This window comes from Streptomyces sp. NPDC098101 (assembly GCF_044760185.1).
GTDB lineage: Bacteria > Actinomycetota > Actinomycetes > Streptomycetales > Streptomycetaceae > Streptomyces.
Genome location: NZ_JBIWAS010000012.1, coordinates 38,012 through 53,493 on the forward strand (window position 1 = coordinate 38,012; position 15,482 = coordinate 53,493).

A 15,482-nucleotide genomic window follows, 5' to 3' on the forward strand; every position below is an offset into this window, starting at 1 on the left:
GGGAAAGCCTACGACTCCGCGTCCGGGAGCTCCTCGCGCTTCCTCGCGGCGCAGTCCCCGCACCGCCCGAAGATCGCGAAGTGCTTCATGTCCGTCTCGAAGCCGAAGGTCTCGCGGAGCTTGCCGGTGAACTCGGCGGCCACCTCGACGTCCGCCTCGATCACCCCGGAGCAGTCCCGGCAGACCAGGTGGAGGTGGTGGTGCCGGTCGGCGAGGTGGTACGTCGGGGCTCCGTGCCCCAGGTGCGCGTGGCTGACGAGCCCGAGCTCCTCCAGGAGCTCCAGGGTCCGGTACACGGTGGAGATGTTCACCCCGGAGGCCGTCTTGCGGACCTCGCAGAGGATGTCGTCGGGCGTCGCGTGCTCCAGCGCGTCGACGGCCTCCAGGACAAGCTGGCGCTGCGGCGTCAGCCGGTAGCCGCGCTGCCGCAGGTCGCTCTTCCAGTCGGTGCTCACCACGCCCCCCAGTGTAGGAGGGCGCGGCGCGCGGCCCCAGGGCTTCCCCGAACGGCTTCTAGCGGAAGAAGGCGATGCCGTCGTCCGGCATGTCGGGCAGGTTGCGGGCCATCTCCGCGACCTCCTCCGGCGTGACGACCTTCTTCAGGTGCGCCGACATGTACGGGCGGAGCGGGACCTCGGGGGTCGCCTTCTCGCCCACCCACATCAGGTCGCTCTTGACGTAGCCGTACAGGCGCTTGCCACCGCTGTACGGGCCGGAGGCCGCCGTCCGGGCGACGGCGTCCGTCACCAGGTCGATCTGCGGCTTCTGGTCGGCGAGCTCGCCGTACCAGATCTCGACGACGCCCTGGTCGCGGACCATGACGACCTCGACCTTGCGGTCCTTGTCGATCCGCCAGTAACCGCTCTCGCTCTCCAGCGGACGGACCTTGTTGCCCTCGTCGTCCAGGACCCAGGAGTGCGACCGGTACTCCAGGAAGTCCCGGCCGTCGTGGCTGAAGGTCACGGACTGGCCGAAGTTGCACTTCTCGGCGCCGGGGAAGTCGGAGACGCCCGCGCCCTCCCACGTGCCGAGCAGGAACGCGAGGGGGACGAGGTCCGGGTTGAGGTCGGACGGAATCTCGATCATGAGCAGCTCTGGCGTTCTCTAGAGGTGGATTACCGCTGGCCCTGGTACAGCTTCTTCACGGCCAGGCCGGTGAAGGCGAGCACGCCGACGCAGACCAGGACCAGCAGAGCTTCGAAGAAAATGATCACGGAATGCTCCTCGACTGAGGTGTGAAGGCGGAACGGGCCGAACCCCAGCTTAGTGGCCCGGGGTCCGGCCCACTCGGTGAGGTGGGTCTCGGGGACGGTCAGCCGAGCAGCTGCGCCTGGAGCCCGACGGTCTGCTGGAACGGCACGGTCAGGGTTCCGCCCTTGCGGGTCTGGGTGACCACCCCGACCGTGTCCCCGGCCTGGATGTAGGCCCACCGGGTCTGCTCGGGGCCGTACGGCTCCTTCTCCGCGTAGGAGTAGAGGGAGAGGAAGGGGACGTCGACCTCCTTCAGGGACATGTCGATCGCCGCCTCCTCGACGTCGAGGGGCAGCCGGCTGCTCTTGGAGACCGCCTCCATCGTCTCGTCCTTGAAGTCCTCCGCGAACGCCACCGACGCGAAGCGCAGCAGGTGCACCCGGGTGGTCGTGCCGTCCGGCGTGGTCCAGCCGCGGGCGGCGACGTGCCGGAGCGCCGAGTCGGCCATGTACTCCTTCACCTCGCCCCGGTCCTTCTGCGGGAGCAGCGCGAGGTACGAGTCGAGGCCGGCCCAGCCGCCGTTCAGGCGGGGGTCGACGGTGGCGCCCGCCGGGGCGGGCAGCAGGAGCTTCCGCAGGTCGGCGTGGTGGATCTCGCCCGCGTTGCCCTCGGTCCACGGGCGCGGGGCGTCCTCGGGCAGCGCCGGGAGGGCGAGCTTCGGGTAGTCCCAGCGGCCGTCGGACTCGGTCGCGAGCCCCGGCACGTCGGTGCGCTCCATGCCGGTGATCCCCAGGGCCGTACCGGCGCCGACGCCTCCGCAGACGAGCACGGCGGCGGTCCAGCGGGCGATGCCCAGGAGGAGGGGGCGGCGGGACTTCTTCGGCTTCGGCGCGGGTGCGGGTGCGGGCGTGGGTGCGGGCGCGGGCGCGGGTGTCGCTTCGGCTTCGGTGACGGGCGCGGGTGCCGTTTCCTCGGCGGGCGCGGGGACGGGAGGCGCGGGTGGCGCCGGGGTCAGGGCCTGCTCGGTCATACGTACTCCCCCGGGGACTCGATGTGGTCGAGCTGCTGCTTCAGGAGGTCCGCCACGCGTGCCTCGTCGAACGGTTCGGCGCCCGCCGCCGTGAGGGTGACGAACACCTCGGAGTCGTACGCGAGGCAGATCATGTGCTCCAGCGCCGCGGCCCGCTCCTCCTTGTCCAGCTCCTTGTCCTCGGGCGCGGTGTAGCAGACGGCGTTGCGGTGGTCCTTCACCTTGGGTCCCTTCGGGAACTCCAGGAAGTCCATGACCTCCTTGCGCAGCCGGTAGGTGTCCTTGATCCGCTTCTTGTCCTTCATCCGCGCGATCTGGACGGAGACGACGAGGTCGTCGGCCGGGTCGGCGAAGGAGCGGACGCCGATGCCCTCGATGCCGAGCTTGTCGATGTCCTTCTCGAACGCGCGGCGCTTCTTGCCGGAGAGGCCCTCGCCCGCGCGCTTCATCAGCGCGGTGGCGTCGGCGGCGCCGAGCTCGCCGTCGTTGCCGTACAGCTGCTCGTCGGGGCCGGGCTCGTATCCCTCGGGAATCGGCAGGAGGAGCTTGCTCAGCGGCGTCCCGGCCTTGCCGCGCATCAGGGCGGCGGCGGGGTCCTCGTCGTGCGCGGTGCGCTTCGCCCCGCCCCACACCTGGGTCGGCGCGGTGCGGTCGGCGGAGGAGACCGTGAGGGCGGTGTACGTGACGCCGCCGCCGATCAGGCCGAGGACGAGCACGGAGGGCAGGACGACGCCGAGGAGAATCCGGCGGGCGCCCCTCTTCTTCGGCGCGTCCGCCTCCGTCTCCGTCTCCGCCGGCGGCTGCGGCTCGCCCGCTTCTGCGGCCGCGGGCACGGGTACGGGTACGGGGGCGGGGTCGTTCACGGGGTCGGTCACGTCGTTCCGGTCCTCACTCACAGGCGCCCCAGCTGTCGCTCGGCCAGCGAACGGATGTCGTTCTGGGAGACCTTCTTGGTGTCCACGACGAAGATCTCGACCGCGACGTCGCCGCGGTAGAAGTAGGCCCTGGCCTCGTACAGGTCGAGGTAGCCGGCCTTCCGCTTCACGGGGAAGACGTAGTAGCGGCCGTTGGACGAGCCCTTGAGCTCCCGGCCCTCGCTCTCGGCGAAGTCCTCGTCCGGCATGTAGCCCTGCTGGTCCTCGACGAACTCCGCCGCTCCGTGGACGTCGCTCGCGCGGTACTGGACGAGCCGGATCTCGACCTCCCGGTGCTCGCCCGTCGCCCAGGAGGTGACCGCGACGCGCCGGATGCCCAGGTCCAGCTGGTGGTCGAGGGCCTGGCTCGGCCGGTTGAACGCCGAGGCGAACCGGGAGACGTCCATCCAGCCGTCGGCGTCGGCGTACTCGGCCTTCTTCGCCCCGGCGGGCTTCGGCAGCAGCAGCTTCCGCAGGTCGCCCTGCGCCTTCGCCCGCAGGTCCTCCGAGGCGGGGAGCGGCTTCGCCTTCTGCCCCTTCGGGAGGGGCTTCGGGTGGGCGAGGTCCGGCTGGTTCAGCGGCGGCAGGGCGGTCGGCTCGCGCTGGGCCTGGACGCCGTAGCCGACGGCGGTGCCGCCGACGAGGCCGATGACGGCGGCGACGGCGATCAGCCCGACCGTACGGAGGACCCGGCGGCGGGGCCGTGCGGTGGCCGTGACCTCGGCCGGTGCCTCCGGAACCGCGTCCGGTGGCGTTTTCCCCTGGTCAGGGATGTTTTCTTCGTCGTTCAAGAGTCCCCCCACGAGACCTGAAGCACGGATTCCGTAACCCGCGCACCCACCTGACACGTGAGGGGTGCATGAGGTTGCGGTGCTTCGCATTACAGTTCGGTGTATGGCGAAGAAGCTCGTGATCAAGGTGACCGCGGGGGCGGACTCCCCCGAACGCTGCTCGCAGGCCTTCACGGTGGCCGCCGTGGCCGTCGCCAGCGGGGTCGAGGTGTCGCTCTGGCTGACCGGCGAATCCGCCTGGTTCGCCCTGCCGGGCCGGGCCGCCGAGTTCGAACTCCCGCACGCCGCACCGCTGCCGGACCTGCTCGACTCGATCCTGGCGGGCGGACGCGTGACGCTCTGCACGCAGTGCGCGGCCCGCCGCGAGATCACGGAGAAGGACGTCCTGAACGGCGTCCGCATCGCCGGCGCCCAGGTCTTCGTCCAGGAGGCGACGGCGGACGAGACCCAGGCCCTCGTCTACTGACGGACCTCACCGCTCCCGGCGCTTCTTGCCGTCCAGTTCGTCCCACCACTCGTCCGACTGGGGGTCGCCCGAGGGGTCGTCCCACCAGTGGTCGTCCGGGCCGCGGCGGTTGGCGATCATGGCGGCGACCGGGGGGATGAGCATGGCGACGACGCACATGGCGACGGCCGCCGGCATCGAGAAGAGGCGCACGACGGCCCAGGCGCCCACGAAGAGTGCCAAGCAGGCGCCCATCATCCAGAAGTAGGCGTGGCGACGGCGTGCGTACACGCCTCCAGCCTACGTCCGGGCAGACCGAAGGGCCGTGCCCCAAGTCCCGGAATGGCGTCCAACCCCCCAGGAGGCACGGCCCTTCGGCCGATCAGGCGTCGCGGATCAGACCGCGATGGCGACCTCCGCGAGACCGCCCTTCTGCGCCACGACCTTGCGGTCGGCGGTGCCGCCCGGCACCAGGGCGCGGACGGTCCAGGTGCCCTCGGCCGCGTAGAAGCGGAACTGTCCGGTGGCGGAGGTCGGGACCTCGGCCGTGAACTCGCCGGTCGAGTCCAGGAGGCGGACGTAACCGGTGACCGGCTCGCCGTCCTTGGTCACGAAGCCCTGGATGGTGGTCTCACCGGGCTTGATCGTCGAGGCGTCGGGGCCGCCGGGCTGCGCTCCACACATGCTGTTCTGTCCTTACGGTCGAGGGTTCCGGAAGAAGGGGAGGTCCGGAGGGATTACTTGGCGGCGCCGAGCTCGATCGGCACGCCGACGAGGGAGCCGTACTCGGTCCACGAGCCGTCGTAGTTCTTGACGTTCGGGACCTCGAGCAGCTCGTGCAGGACGAACCACGTGAGCGCGGAGCGCTCACCGATGCGGCAGTAGGCGATGGTGTCCTTCGCCAGGTCGACCTGCTCGTCCTCGTAGAGGGCCTTGAGCTCGTCGTCCGACTTGAAGGTGCCGTCGTCGTTGGCGTTCTTCGACCACGGGATGTTGCGGGCGCTCGGCACGTGGCCGGGGCGCTGCGACTGCTCCTGCGGGAGGTGCGCCGGGGCGAGGAGCTTGCCGGAGAACTCGTCGGGCGAGCGCACGTCGACCAGGTTCTGGGCGCCGATCGCGGACACGACGTCGTCGCGGAAGGCGCGGATCGAGGCGTCCTGGGCCTTGGCCTTGTACTCGGTGGCCGGGCGGTTCGGGACCTCGGAGCCGTCGACCAGGTCGCGGGAGTCGAGCTCCCACTTCTTGCGGCCGCCGTCGAGGAGCTTCACGTCCTGGTGGCCGTAGAGCTTGAAGTACCAGTAGGCGTAGGAGGCGAACCAGTTGTTGTTGCCGCCGTAGAGCACGACCGTGGTGTCGTTCGCGATGCCCTTGGCCGAGAGGAGCTTCTCGAAGCCCTCCTGGTCGATGAAGTCGCGGCGGACCGGGTCCTGGAGGTCCTGGGTCCAGTCGATGCGGATGGCGTTGCGGATGTGGTTCTTCTCGTAGGCCGAGGTGTCCTCGTCGACCTCGACGAGGGCGACCTGCGGGTTGTCGAGGTTGGCCTCGACCCAGTCCGCGTCGACCAGGACGTCGCTGCGAGCCATGCTGTTCTCCTCCGGGGCAGTGTGCGGCGGTGTGGTGCGGGGTGGTGCGGGTACGCGTCGGAAGCGTGCGGCGACGGCGTACGGCTGCGCGGGATGCGGCCCCGACGTCGGTCGGCGGGCCGTGAGGAAGGCGGGGTCGGACGTCCCGCTCAGACGGGGCGACAGAGCATGGCGGCGACGCGGCACAGGTCTACTGCCCGCCGCTTCGTGAGATCCGCCTGTCGCTTCATGGCCACGATCGTAGGGACGGACAGGCGGCCGTGTCACCGGCGTGTCGTATTTTGAGACGCGATCGTCCGAGGTGCGAGACGTGATCACGGTGCGGGGCGGCTCCGGGCGCCTCCGCCCCGGGGTGCCCGGTTCTGTTTCTGCGGATCGGACGGTGCCGTCTCAGCATGTGACCAGCGAGTAGGCGAAGGGCCCCGCGCGGCGCCCCGGGGCAGCACGACGCCCCCGCCCCGCGCGGTCCTCCAAGGGGGCTCAGCCCGCCAGGGCTATGCCCTTGCCCGAGACCGTGACCACCAGGCCCTCCGGGCGCGGCTCGACCTTCTCTACCTTCATCCCGGCGAGCACGTGGAGCGGACGCTCGAAGTCGGTGCGGGCCCGGACCAGCTCCTCCACGCCCGGGATGCCCTCGCCGGGCACCTCGTCGGCGCGGAACCGGATCGTGTCGCCGTTCGCGACGGACACCGTCGAGAGGACCGTGCGGGTCAGGGTGCGCCCCAGGACGTTGACGCTGCCGGTGACCTTCACCTTGCCGTTGCCGCCGTAGGCGACGGTGGCCTCGCGCTCGGAGGCGGCGGTGAGGTCCGCGTACGAGATGAGGGCCGTGCCGCTCGCGGAGCCCGCCGTCGCGCCCGACCAGTCGCCGGTCACCGTCACGTCCCGCAGGACGACGTCCAGCTCGCCGACCCGGATCTTCCGGTCGCCCGCCCGCGCCTGGATGCCGGTCGCCCGCACGTCGACCCGGTCGAGCCGCTTGGCGGCGACCTGGGTGAGGAAGGGGAAGCCCTTGACGTCGACCTCGATCGCCTCGCTCTGCGCGCCGGAGAGCTTCATCCGGCCCGCCGCCTCCGACTCCGCGTACGCCACGGCGAGGCGGTCGATCCCGACGAAGATCCCGCCGAGGACGACGGCCAGGATGAGCAGAATCCGCAGTGCTCGCATGGAATGTGCGTCCCCCCGTGAAAGTTTTCGACCCCCGACACGAAGATCGACGTGCCGGGGGTCCGGTTGGTTCCCGCGCCCGGACGGTCTCCGGGACGGTTCGGGGTCACCCCTGAGGGTCACCCCCGAGGGTCGCCCCGTCAGGCCAGGGCGCGCCCCAGCAGGTACACGGCGGGCGCGGCGGCGGTCAGCGGCAGCGCGACGCCCGCGGTCATGTGGACGAACCGCGACGGGTAGTCGTAGCTCGCCGCCCGCAGCCCGACCAGGGCGCAGACCCCCGCGCCGAGGCCGAGCAGCGCCCCGGACGCGCCCAGGTCCGTGAGGCCGCCGGCCGCGATCCCGGCGCCCGCCGACGCGAGCAGCGCGGCGACGACGGAGACCGGGCCCGGCAGCGGCAGCGCCTTGGCGAGGACGGCGGCGGCGACCGCGACCCCGCCGACGACCACCGCGTCGGGGGCCGCGCCGAGGTGCCCGGTGGCGATCACGGTCAGCGCCGCCGAGGCGACGGTGGCCATCAGTCCGTACATCCGCTCGTCCGGGTCCGCGTGGCTGCGCAGCTGGAGGACGAGGCAGAGCAGCACCCAGGCGCCGAGCGTGCCCAGGATCGCGGGCGCGGCGTTCTCCCGGCCGACGGCGAGCAGGGCGCCGTCGGCGACGAGACCGCCGGCGAAGGCGAGCGCGATGCCCTGCCGGGCGGGCCACATGCCGTTGAGCCGGAACCAGCCGGCCGCGGTGAGCCCCTGGAGCAGGACGAGCGGGACGAGCAGCCCGTACGGGCCGAGGGCGGCGCCGCCGGCGAGCAGCAGCCCGAGGACCGCCGTCAGGGCGGCGGGCTGCATCCCGGGCTCGATGATCGGCGAGCGCCCCTCGGCGCGGGCGCGCTGGGCGTCGGTGATCCGGGTGTTCCCCGAGGTGGTCGGCGAGGAGTAGGCGGGGCCGCCGTCGGCCACCGGGGCGGGATCGGCGGCGACCGGGGCGGGCGCCGGGGCGGCGACCGGCTGGGGCTGCGGCCGGTACGCGCCCGCGTACGGCTGCTCGTAGGACTGCGGCGGCTGCGGCGCCTGCTGCTCGTACGCCCGGGGCTGCGCCTGCGCCTGCTGCTCGTAGGACCGCGCCTGCTGCTCGTACGCCTGCGGCGCGTACCCCTGGGCCCCGTACGACTGCTGCTGCGGCGGGTACTGCTGCTGCTCCCCGTACCCCCCGTAGGACTGCTCGTACGGGCCGGGTGCCTGCGGGCGGGGCTGGACGGCCGGCTGGTACTGGGTGTCCCAGGTCTGGCCCTCCCACGTCTGCGTGACGTCGGGGTCCTGCTGCCCGCCCGCGTACGGGTCGTACGGCTGCCCGCCGTGGTGCTGGTCGTTGCTCATTGCTCTGGGGTTCACCCTCCTGCGAACGGGGGGAGCACCTCGACCGTGCCGCCCTCGGCAAGCCGTACGGTCTCATGGCTCCGGGTGCCGACGGGGTCGCCGTCGACCAGGAACGAGCACCGCCTGAGCACCTGGGCGAGCTCGCCCGGGTGCTTCGCGCGGACGGCGTCCAGGGCCTCGGCCAGGTGCTCGGCGGCGTACGGCTCCTCGGCGACGCCGGCGGCCGCCTTGGCCGCGGCCCAGTAGCGGATGGTTCCCGCTGCCATAGCGGCGCTCCCTTCGTTCGTGTGCGCGCCGCTCCCATGATGGGCCATGCGCGCGTGGGCCGGACCGGTGACCGCCGTCCCGGTGATCCTCACGGGAGAGGGTTCGTGAACCGGCGCGACACGGGCGCCTCACGCGCGCGCAACATTGCGTTCCGGGTGCGGGAAGTGAGCCAAGAGACATCCACGATGTGAAATCCGCCCTCTCGCCCGGAACGCATGTGGGCTATTCTGCTGGGCAGAGGATCCGGGCGACGCAGCCACCGGGTCCTTTTGCGTTTTCCGACCGTTGTTACGGACGGATGAACAAAAGCTCTCAGGGCGCGAGAGCAGGCAGTGATCCGTACGAAGCAGTGCACGTCCTCGCAGGGACCGAGGAGGAACCGACCTTATGGGCGAGCGAACCGAGCACGATCGCATGACCACGACCGGGGCAGGTGGTGGGCGATGAGTTCACTGCTCCTCCTGACCAACGCCCTCCAGCCGTCGACCGAGGTGCTGCCCGCACTCGGCCTGCTGCTGCACAACGTCCGGGTGGCCCCGGCCGAGGGCCCGGCCCTCGTGGACACCCCCGGCGCGGACGTGATCCTCGTCGACGGCCGGCGCGACCTCCCGCAGGTCCGCTCGCTCTGTCAGCTGCTGCGGTCCACCGGGCCCGGCTGTCCGCTGATCCTCGTCGTCACCGAGGGCGGCCTCGCGGCCGTCACCGCCGACTGGGGCATCGACGACGTCCTCCTCGACACGGCCGGGCCGGCCGAGGTCGAGGCCCGGCTGCGGCTCGCCATGGGCCGCCAGCAGATCGTCTCCGACGACTCCCCGATGGAGATCCGCAACGGCGACCTGTCGGTCGACGAGGCGACGTACAGCGCGAAGCTCAAGGGCCGGGTCCTGGACCTGACCTTCAAGGAGTTCGAGCTGCTCAAGTACCTCGCCCAGCACCCGGGCCGGGTCTTCACGCGCGCGCAGCTCCTCCAGGAGGTGTGGGGGTACGACTACTTCGGCGGCACCCGTACGGTCGACGTCCACGTACGGCGGCTGCGGGCGAAGCTCGGCCCCGAGCACGAGTCCCTCATCGGCACCGTCCGCAACGTCGGCTACCGCTTCGTGACCCCCGAGAAGGTGGAGCGGGCGGCCGAGGAGGCCCGGGCCAAGGAGGGCACGCGCGCGAAGGAGGAGGCCGCCCGCGTCAAGGGCGCCACGGAGGACGCCACCCCTTCGGAGGACAGGAACGTGGCAGACGCCACAGTGCGGCCTGCCGGTAGGTAGGTCCCCCCGCGTAGACTGCCGCGCGTGGCCAAGGTGACGCGGGATGACGTAGCTCGACTGGCGGGTACTTCGACCGCGGTCGTGAGCTACGTCATCAACAACGGACCCAGGCCGGTCGCCCCGGCCACGCGCGAGCGTGTCCTCGCCGCCATCAAGGAGCTGGGCTACCGCCCCGACCGGGTGGCCCAGGCGATGGCGTCCCGGCGCACCGACCTCATAGGCATGATCGTCCCGGACGCGCGCCAGCCGTTCTTCGCGGAGATGGCGCACGCGGTCGAGCAGGCCGCCGCCGAGCGCGGCAAGATGGTCCTCGTCGGGAACTCCGACTACCGGACCGAGCGCGAGATCCACTACCTGCGCGCCTTCCTCGGGATGCGGGTCTCCGGTCTGATCCTGGTCAGCCAGGGCATGAGCGAGCAGGCCGCGAGCGAGATCGAGGCCTGGGACGCGCGCGTGGTGCTGCTGCACGAGCGGCCCGAGGCGATCGACGACGTGGCCGTCGTCACCGACGACATCGGCGGCGCCCAGCTCGTCACCCGGCACCTCCTGGAGCACGGCCACCCGTACGTGGCGTGCCTCGGCGGCGTCCCGAACACCCCGGCCGTGGGCGACCCGGTCGCCGACCACGTCGAGGGCTGGCGGCGGGCCATGGTCGAGGCGGGCCGCTCCACCGAGGGCCGGCTCTTCGAGGCCCCGTACAACCGCTACGACGCCTATCAGGTGGCCCTCAAGCTGCTCGCGGGCCCGGACAGGCCGCCGGCCATCTTCTGCTCCACCGACGACCAGGCCTTCGGCGTGCTGCGGGCGGCGCGCGAGCTGCGGATCGAGGTGCCGACCGAGCTGGCGGTCGCGGGCTTCGACGACGTGAAGGAGGCGGCGCTCACCGACCCGCCGCTGACCACGGTGTACTCGGACCGTCCGGCGATGGCCCGGGCGGCGGTGGACCTGGTCCTCGACGACTCGCTGCGGGTCGCGGGCTCGCGCCGCGAGCGGGTGCGGCTCTTCCCGTCGGCCCTGATCGTGCGCCGCTCCTGCGGCTGCGACGGCGGCGGCCCGGACCTGTCGACGGCCTCGACCCTGCGCTGAGCCCCCCGTACCCCCACGGTCTTTACATCGGGCATACGGGGTTCTGTCGGGCTTCTCAGCCGGTCCTCAGACGCCTCTCATGTACGGCTCCGAGAGTCTTCCCATGACGGATCACCAGGAGCAGCCGCAGCAGCCGTACTACCCGCCGAGGCCGCCGTACGAGCCGGCCCGGCCGCCGTACGAGCCGTTCACGGAGCCGATCGCCGCCCAGCCCTCCGCCGCTCAGCCCTCCGCCGCCGAGCCGTTCACCACCGAGCACGGCACCACGATCTGGCCGTCCGGCGGGAACAGCGGACACGGCGGGAACAGCGGGCACGGCGGGCACGTCCCGCCGCCGGCGGACCCGGCCCCCACCGCCTTCCCCGCCCCCGCCCCGGGCCCCCGCCGCCGTGCGAAGCGCGGGGTCGGGCTCATGGCGGCCGTGGCCATCGCGGCCGCCGCGATCGGCGGCGGCACGGCCACGCTGGTCCAGCAGCTCGCCGCCGACCCGGCGACGGCCTCCGCCTCCGCGCCCGTGGCGGGGACGAACGTGGCGGCGCGCGGCGCGGGCACGGTCGCCGGAGTCGCCGAGGCCGTCTCCCCCTCGATCGTGGAGATCTCCGCCGCGTCGAACTCCGGCAAGTCGACCGGCTCGGGCGTGATCATCACCTCCGACGGCGAGATCGTCACCAACAACCACGTGATCTCCGGAGCCTCGGAGATCACCGTGCGGCTGGACGACGGCACGACCTACCCGGCCGAGGTCGTGGGCACGGACCCCGACAAGGACCTGGCGCTGATCAAGCTGAAGGGCGCCTCCGGCCTGAAGGCCGCCTCGCTCGGGAACTCGAAGGACGTGAAGGTCGGCGACGAGGTCGTGGCGATCGGCTCCCCCGAGGGCCTGACCGGGACCGTCACCAGCGGCATCGTCTCCGCCCTCGACCGGGACGTGACCGTCGCCAAGGACGAAGGCCAGGGACAGGACCAGGGCCAGGGCCAGGGCCGGCAGCAGTACGACCCCCGGCAGGGATGGCCGTTCGAGTTCGGCGGACAGCAGTTCAACGGCGACACGGGCTCGTCGAAGACCACGTACAAGGCGCTCCAGACCGACGCCTCGCTCAATCCGGGGAATTCCGGCGGCGCGCTGATCAATATGAACGGCGAGATCATCGGAATCAATTCGGCCATGTATTCGCCCAGTTCTTCGAACGGTTCCACCGCCGGGAGCGTCGGCCTCGGATTCGCGATCCCGATCGACACGGTCAAGGCCGACCTGGACGGACTCCGCTCGGGCGGCGACAACTGAACGCATGGGACGCTGCCCCCATGACGGGACAGCAGAACGAAGCCGAACGCATCCTCATCGTCGACGACGAGCCCGCCGTCCGGGAGGCCCTGCGCCGCAGCCTCGCCTTCGAGGGGTACGGGACGCGGGACGCCGTCGACGGTCTGGACGCCCTCGCCGCCATGGAGTCGTACGCCCCCGACCTCGTCGTCCTCGACGTGCAGATGCCCCGCATGGACGGCCTGACGGCGGCCCGGCGGATCCGGGCGTCCGGCTCGACCGTGCCGATCCTGATGCTCACCGCCCGCGACACCGTCGGCGACCGGGTCACCGGGCTCGACGCGGGGGCGGACGACTACCTGGTGAAGCCCTTCGAGCTGGACGAGCTGTTCGCCCGCATCCGGGCCCTGCTGCGCCGCAGCTCGTACGCGGCGGCGACGGCCGGCGCCCCGGCCGGGGAGGACGTGCTGTCCTTCGAGGACCTGCGGATGAACCTCGCCACCCGCGAGGTGACCCGGGGCGGGCGGCCCGTGGAGCTGACGCGGACCGAGTTCACCCTCCTGGAGATGTTCCTGGCGCACCCGCGCCAGGTGCTGACCCGCGAGCAGATCCTCAAGGCCGTGTGGGGCTTCGACTTCGAGCCGAGCTCGAACTCGCTCGACGTGTACGTGATGTACCTGCGGCGCAAGACGGAGGCGGGCGGCGAGCCACGCCTGGTCCACACGGTGCGGGGCGTGGGGTACGCGCTGCGCGGAGGGGGCGGGGAGTGACGACGGTCCCTCCGCACGCGCCCGCCGAGCCGCCCTCGCCCGCCGGTCCGCCCGCGTCCGCCGCCCCGCCCGGCCGCCGCTTCCGCCCCCTGGCCTGGTTCCGCTCCCGGCCGCTGCGCTCCCGGCTCGCCCTGCTCACCGCCGTCGCGGTGGCGCTCGCGGTGGCGGGGGTGTCGCTGGCCTGCTGGTTCGTGACGCGGGAGCAGCTGGAGGCCGAGCTGGACTCCGCGCTGCGCTCGACCCGGCTCGATCCGGGCGGGGCGCAGAACATCCTCTCGTTCTGCCGTCAGGGCACCGCGCCGCCGTCGGTGGCGGGCTCGTACACGGTGCAGGTGATCCTCGCCGACGGGAGCGTGTGCACCTCGGGGGAGGCCTCGATCCCCGTCGGGAGCGCCGACCTCGCGGTGGCGCAGGGGCGCCTGGAGGACGTCCTGCACACGGTGAAGGACGCCTCCGGCCGCGAGATGCGCGTCTACACCTACCCGCAGGAGAGGACGCCCGGCCTCGCGGTCTCCCTCGCCCGGCCGCTCGCCGAGATCGACAACTCGATGTCGACGCTGCGCTGGGTGCTGCTCCTGGTCTCCGGGATCGGGGTCGTCGGCGCGGGCGCGGCGGGGCTGTGGGTGGCACGGACGGGCCTGGAGCCGGTGAACCGGCTGACCGGGGCCGTGGAGCACGTGGCGGCGACCGAGGACCTGACGGTCCGCATCCCGGTGGAGGGCGAGGACGAGATCGCCCGGCTCTCGCGCTCGTTCAACGCGATGACGGCGGCGCTCGCGACCTCCCGGGACCTCCAGGCGCGGCTGATCGCGGACGCGGGGCACGAGCTGCGGACGCCGCTGACCTCGCTCCGTACGAACGTGGAGCTCCTCGCGCGGAGCGAGGAGACGGGCCGGGCGATCCCGCCGGAGGACCGGCGGGCCCTGATGGCCTCGGTGAAGGCGCAGATGACGGAGCTGGCCTCGCTGATCGGGGACCTCCAGGAGCTGGCCCGGCCGGACGCGGGGCGCTCGGCGCCGCTCGAAGTGGTGCCGCTGCACACGGTGCTGCGGGCGGCCCTGGACCGGGCGCGGCTGCGCGGCCCGGAGCTGACCTTCGTGACGGACCTGGCGCCCTGGTACGTACGGGCGGAGGCGGCGGCGCTCGAACGGGCCCTGGTGAACGTCCTGGACAACGCGGTGAAGTTCTCGCCGCCCCGGGGGACGGTCGAGGTGACCCTGATGCGGGGCGAGCTGACGGTCCGGGACCACGGTCCCGGCATCCCTGCGGACGAGCTGCCGCACGTCTTCGACCGCTTCTGGCGCTCGCCGTCGGCCCGCAGCCTGCCGGGCTCGGGCCTGGGCCTGTCGATCGTGGCGCGCACGGTCCGGCAGGCGGGCGGCACGGTGGCGCTGGCCCCGGCGGAGGGCGGCGGGACGGTGGCGACGGTGCGGCTGCCGGGAGCGCCGACACCGCCGCCGGACGGGGCCTCCGGGGTCTCAGTTGTGCCGGAGGAGGGCTTCGACCAGGCCTGACCGGGTGTTCGGGAAGTCCAGGGGGACGATCCCGAGCCCGGTCCGGCCGGCCAGCTCGGCGCCGTCGAGGAAGCCGTGGACGCGGGGGTTGAGCCGGTCGGAGTTCCAGCGGGGCGGGAGGTACGCGGAGGTGCTGACGAAGTTGACGTAGAGCCGCCCCGGCCGGTCGACGGCGGCCCGGAAGTGGGCCTGGATCTTGGGGTACTTGGCGTCGGGCAGCGCGTTCCAGTCGTCCTGGAGGGCGATCTGGGACCCGTCCCACCACTTCAGGCCGGGCAGCCCGCCGTTGTCGGCGATGAGGACGACCTTCCCGCGCGCCTCGCCGAGGAGCGGCAGCCGGTCGCCGATCCGGAAGAGGGGGCGCCAGCCCCGGCGGTCGAGGTAGTCGTCGAAGACGGCCCGGAAGGTGGCGTCGGACTCCTCGGAGTACTCCTGCTTGACCCGCATGAGGACGGTCTCGGAGGGGTGGGCGGCGAGGAAGTCCCGGCAGGCGATCAGCACGTCGCCGAACATCGCGTTCTGGTACGAGGCCCCGTGGTGGATCGCGAACGACCCCCCGGTCACCCGGCACCGCACGTCCAGGAAGCGGATGCCGCTGTCCAGCTGCTGGGCGATCGTGGTGTTCTGGCACTCGCTCCAGGGCCCGCCGAACCGGGCCCCGGAGTCGTGCGTGCCGGGGATGGTGAGCCGGTCCAGCGCGGTCCCGTCCCCGTGCCCGCCCATCCACGCCCGCACGTCCACGGCCGAGGCGGGCGGCGCCCCGACGAGCAGGGCGGCACCGGCGGCCGCGGCCCCCACGAGGAATCGTCGTCGCTCCATGGCACCGCACTA

The 15,482-nt window shown here is 72.4% G+C and carries 19 protein-coding genes; 6 read left to right on the top strand and 13 right to left on the bottom strand.

Translation table 11 applies throughout. From position 1 onward, the window contains the following. Positions 1-8 precede the first annotated feature (8 nt). The 5 genes from ACIQVI_RS32560 to ACIQVI_RS32580 all read right to left on the bottom strand — a co-directional run bounded on the left by ACIQVI_RS32560 (position 9) and on the right by ACIQVI_RS32580 (position 3,926). Positions 9-458, bottom strand: coding sequence for a transcriptional repressor (locus tag ACIQVI_RS32560; RefSeq protein ID WP_351968958.1), 450 nt, complete (start codon positions 456-458; stop codon positions 9-11). A gap of 55 nt (positions 459-513) precedes the next feature. Beyond that, positions 514-1,086, bottom strand: a complete 573-nt coding sequence (locus ACIQVI_RS32565; RefSeq protein ID WP_121828049.1) for an FABP family protein — start codon at positions 1,084-1,086, stop codon at positions 514-516. Between the two features lie 226 nt (positions 1,087-1,312). Further along, positions 1,313-2,221 carry a hypothetical protein gene (locus ACIQVI_RS32570; protein ID WP_403602546.1) on the bottom strand — a complete coding sequence of 303 codons (909 nt, stop codon included), beginning with the start codon at positions 2,219-2,221 and terminating at the stop codon, positions 1,313-1,315. Beyond that, positions 2,218-3,096, bottom strand: a complete 879-nt coding sequence (locus ACIQVI_RS32575; RefSeq protein ID WP_403602549.1) for a hypothetical protein — start codon at positions 3,094-3,096, stop codon at positions 2,218-2,220. The genes ACIQVI_RS32570 and ACIQVI_RS32575 overlap by 4 nt, the downstream gene beginning before the upstream one ends. A 17-nt stretch (positions 3,097-3,113) precedes the next feature. Beyond that, on the bottom strand, positions 3,114-3,926 hold the full coding sequence (locus ACIQVI_RS32580; protein ID WP_403602552.1) for a hypothetical protein: 813 nt from the start codon (positions 3,924-3,926) through the stop codon (positions 3,114-3,116). A 103-nt stretch (positions 3,927-4,029) separates the two neighbouring features. Here ACIQVI_RS32580 and ACIQVI_RS32585 point away from each other — a divergent pair, with 103 nt between their 5' ends. Further along, on the top strand, positions 4,030-4,392 hold the full coding sequence (locus ACIQVI_RS32585; protein ID WP_351968962.1) for a DsrE family protein: 363 nt from the start codon (positions 4,030-4,032) through the stop codon (positions 4,390-4,392). 6 nt (positions 4,393-4,398) lie between these two features. Here the strand turns inward: ACIQVI_RS32585 and ACIQVI_RS32590 are convergent, their stop codons facing one another. The 7 genes from ACIQVI_RS32590 to ACIQVI_RS32620 form a co-directional block, all read right to left on the bottom strand. Further along, entirely contained in the window at positions 4,399-4,662 is a 264-nt protein-coding gene (locus tag ACIQVI_RS32590; protein ID WP_403602557.1) for a DUF3099 domain-containing protein, read from the bottom strand. A gap of 105 nt (positions 4,663-4,767) precedes the next feature. Then, complete coding sequence (locus ACIQVI_RS32595) at positions 4,768-5,055, bottom strand: DUF1416 domain-containing protein (RefSeq protein ID WP_030220952.1); 288 nt, start codon at positions 5,053-5,055, stop codon at positions 4,768-4,770. A gap of 53 nt (positions 5,056-5,108) precedes the next feature. Next, positions 5,109-5,954: a sulfurtransferase gene (locus tag ACIQVI_RS32600; RefSeq protein ID WP_121828043.1), complete on the bottom strand. Its 846-nt coding sequence runs from the start codon at positions 5,952-5,954 to the stop codon at positions 5,109-5,111. A gap of 149 nt (positions 5,955-6,103) precedes the next feature. Beyond that, on the bottom strand, positions 6,104-6,184 hold the full coding sequence (locus ACIQVI_RS32605; protein WP_351229977.1) for an Ms5788A family Cys-rich leader peptide: 81 nt from the start codon (positions 6,182-6,184) through the stop codon (positions 6,104-6,106). A gap of 250 nt (positions 6,185-6,434) precedes the next feature. Continuing rightward, positions 6,435-7,121 carry a DUF2993 domain-containing protein gene (locus ACIQVI_RS32610; RefSeq protein WP_403602562.1) on the bottom strand — a complete coding sequence of 229 codons (687 nt, stop codon included), beginning with the start codon at positions 7,119-7,121 and terminating at the stop codon, positions 6,435-6,437. 140 nt (positions 7,122-7,261) lie between these two features. Continuing rightward, positions 7,262-8,488, bottom strand: coding sequence for a hypothetical protein (locus ACIQVI_RS32615; protein ID WP_403602565.1), 1,227 nt, complete (start codon positions 8,486-8,488; stop codon positions 7,262-7,264). 11 nt (positions 8,489-8,499) lie between these two features. Then, on the bottom strand, positions 8,500-8,754 hold the full coding sequence (locus ACIQVI_RS32620) for a MoaD/ThiS family protein (RefSeq protein WP_161374566.1): 255 nt from the start codon (positions 8,752-8,754) through the stop codon (positions 8,500-8,502). A 444-nt stretch (positions 8,755-9,198) separates the two neighbouring features. On the opposite strand from ACIQVI_RS32620, the gene ACIQVI_RS32625 reads away from it, so the two are divergent. The 5 genes from ACIQVI_RS32625 to ACIQVI_RS32645 all read left to right on the top strand — a co-directional run bounded on the left by ACIQVI_RS32625 (position 9,199) and on the right by ACIQVI_RS32645 (position 14,651). Continuing rightward, positions 9,199-10,017: a winged helix-turn-helix domain-containing protein gene (locus ACIQVI_RS32625; protein ID WP_403602569.1), complete on the top strand. Its 819-nt coding sequence runs from the start codon at positions 9,199-9,201 to the stop codon at positions 10,015-10,017. A gap of 24 nt (positions 10,018-10,041) precedes the next feature. After that, positions 10,042-11,103 carry a LacI family DNA-binding transcriptional regulator gene (locus ACIQVI_RS32630; RefSeq protein WP_403602572.1) on the top strand — a complete coding sequence of 354 codons (1,062 nt, stop codon included), beginning with the start codon at positions 10,042-10,044 and terminating at the stop codon, positions 11,101-11,103. 103 nt (positions 11,104-11,206) lie between these two features. Next, a complete protein-coding gene (locus tag ACIQVI_RS32635) occupies positions 11,207-12,388 on the top strand; it encodes a S1C family serine protease (protein ID WP_403602576.1) in 1,182 nt (393 codons plus the stop codon). Between the two features lie 20 nt (positions 12,389-12,408). Next, the gene (locus ACIQVI_RS32640; RefSeq protein WP_161372139.1) at positions 12,409-13,137 is read left to right on the top strand and encodes a response regulator transcription factor; all 729 of its coding nucleotides are present in this window, start codon (positions 12,409-12,411) and stop codon (positions 13,135-13,137) included. A gap of 89 nt (positions 13,138-13,226) precedes the next feature. Further along, on the top strand, positions 13,227-14,651 hold the full coding sequence (locus ACIQVI_RS32645; protein WP_403602636.1) for an ATP-binding protein: 1,425 nt from the start codon (positions 13,227-13,229) through the stop codon (positions 14,649-14,651). Here the strand turns inward: ACIQVI_RS32645 and ACIQVI_RS32650 are convergent. Beyond that, positions 14,616-15,470: a phosphatidylinositol-specific phospholipase C gene (locus ACIQVI_RS32650; RefSeq protein WP_351971090.1), complete on the bottom strand. Its 855-nt coding sequence runs from the start codon at positions 15,468-15,470 to the stop codon at positions 14,616-14,618. The genes ACIQVI_RS32645 and ACIQVI_RS32650 overlap by 36 nt on opposite strands. Positions 15,471-15,482 lie beyond the last annotated feature (12 nt).

Excerpts from the sequence above, each read along its gene's own strand:
- ACIQVI_RS32565 (WP_121828049.1), bottom strand. The coding sequence starts at position 1,086 with ATGATCGAGATTCCGTCCGACCTCAACCCGGACCTCGTCCCCCTCGCG.
- ACIQVI_RS32570 (WP_403602546.1), bottom strand. The coding sequence starts at position 2,221 with ATGACCGAGCAGGCCCTGACCCCGGCGCCACCCGCGCCTCCCGTCCCC.
- ACIQVI_RS32585 (WP_351968962.1), top strand. The coding sequence starts at position 4,030 with ATGGCGAAGAAGCTCGTGATCAAGGTGACCGCGGGGGCGGACTCCCCC.
- ACIQVI_RS32595 (WP_030220952.1), bottom strand. The coding sequence starts at position 5,055 with ATGTGTGGAGCGCAGCCCGGCGGCCCCGACGCCTCGACGATCAAGCCC.
- ACIQVI_RS32600 (WP_121828043.1), bottom strand. The coding sequence starts at position 5,954 with ATGGCTCGCAGCGACGTCCTGGTCGACGCGGACTGGGTCGAGGCCAAC.
- ACIQVI_RS32605 (WP_351229977.1), bottom strand. The coding sequence starts at position 6,184 with ATGAAGCGACAGGCGGATCTCACGAAGCGGCGGGCAGTAGACCTGTGC.
- ACIQVI_RS32610 (WP_403602562.1), bottom strand. The coding sequence starts at position 7,121 with ATGCGAGCACTGCGGATTCTGCTCATCCTGGCCGTCGTCCTCGGCGGG.
- ACIQVI_RS32615 (WP_403602565.1), bottom strand. The coding sequence starts at position 8,488 with ATGAGCAACGACCAGCACCACGGCGGGCAGCCGTACGACCCGTACGCG.
- ACIQVI_RS32620 (WP_161374566.1), bottom strand. The coding sequence starts at position 8,754 with ATGGCAGCGGGAACCATCCGCTACTGGGCCGCGGCCAAGGCGGCCGCC.
- ACIQVI_RS32625 (WP_403602569.1), top strand. The coding sequence starts at position 9,199 with ATGAGTTCACTGCTCCTCCTGACCAACGCCCTCCAGCCGTCGACCGAG.
- ACIQVI_RS32635 (WP_403602576.1), top strand. The coding sequence starts at position 11,207 with ATGACGGATCACCAGGAGCAGCCGCAGCAGCCGTACTACCCGCCGAGG.
- ACIQVI_RS32640 (WP_161372139.1), top strand. The coding sequence starts at position 12,409 with ATGACGGGACAGCAGAACGAAGCCGAACGCATCCTCATCGTCGACGAC.
- ACIQVI_RS32650 (WP_351971090.1), bottom strand. The coding sequence starts at position 15,470 with ATGGAGCGACGACGATTCCTCGTGGGGGCCGCGGCCGCCGGTGCCGCC.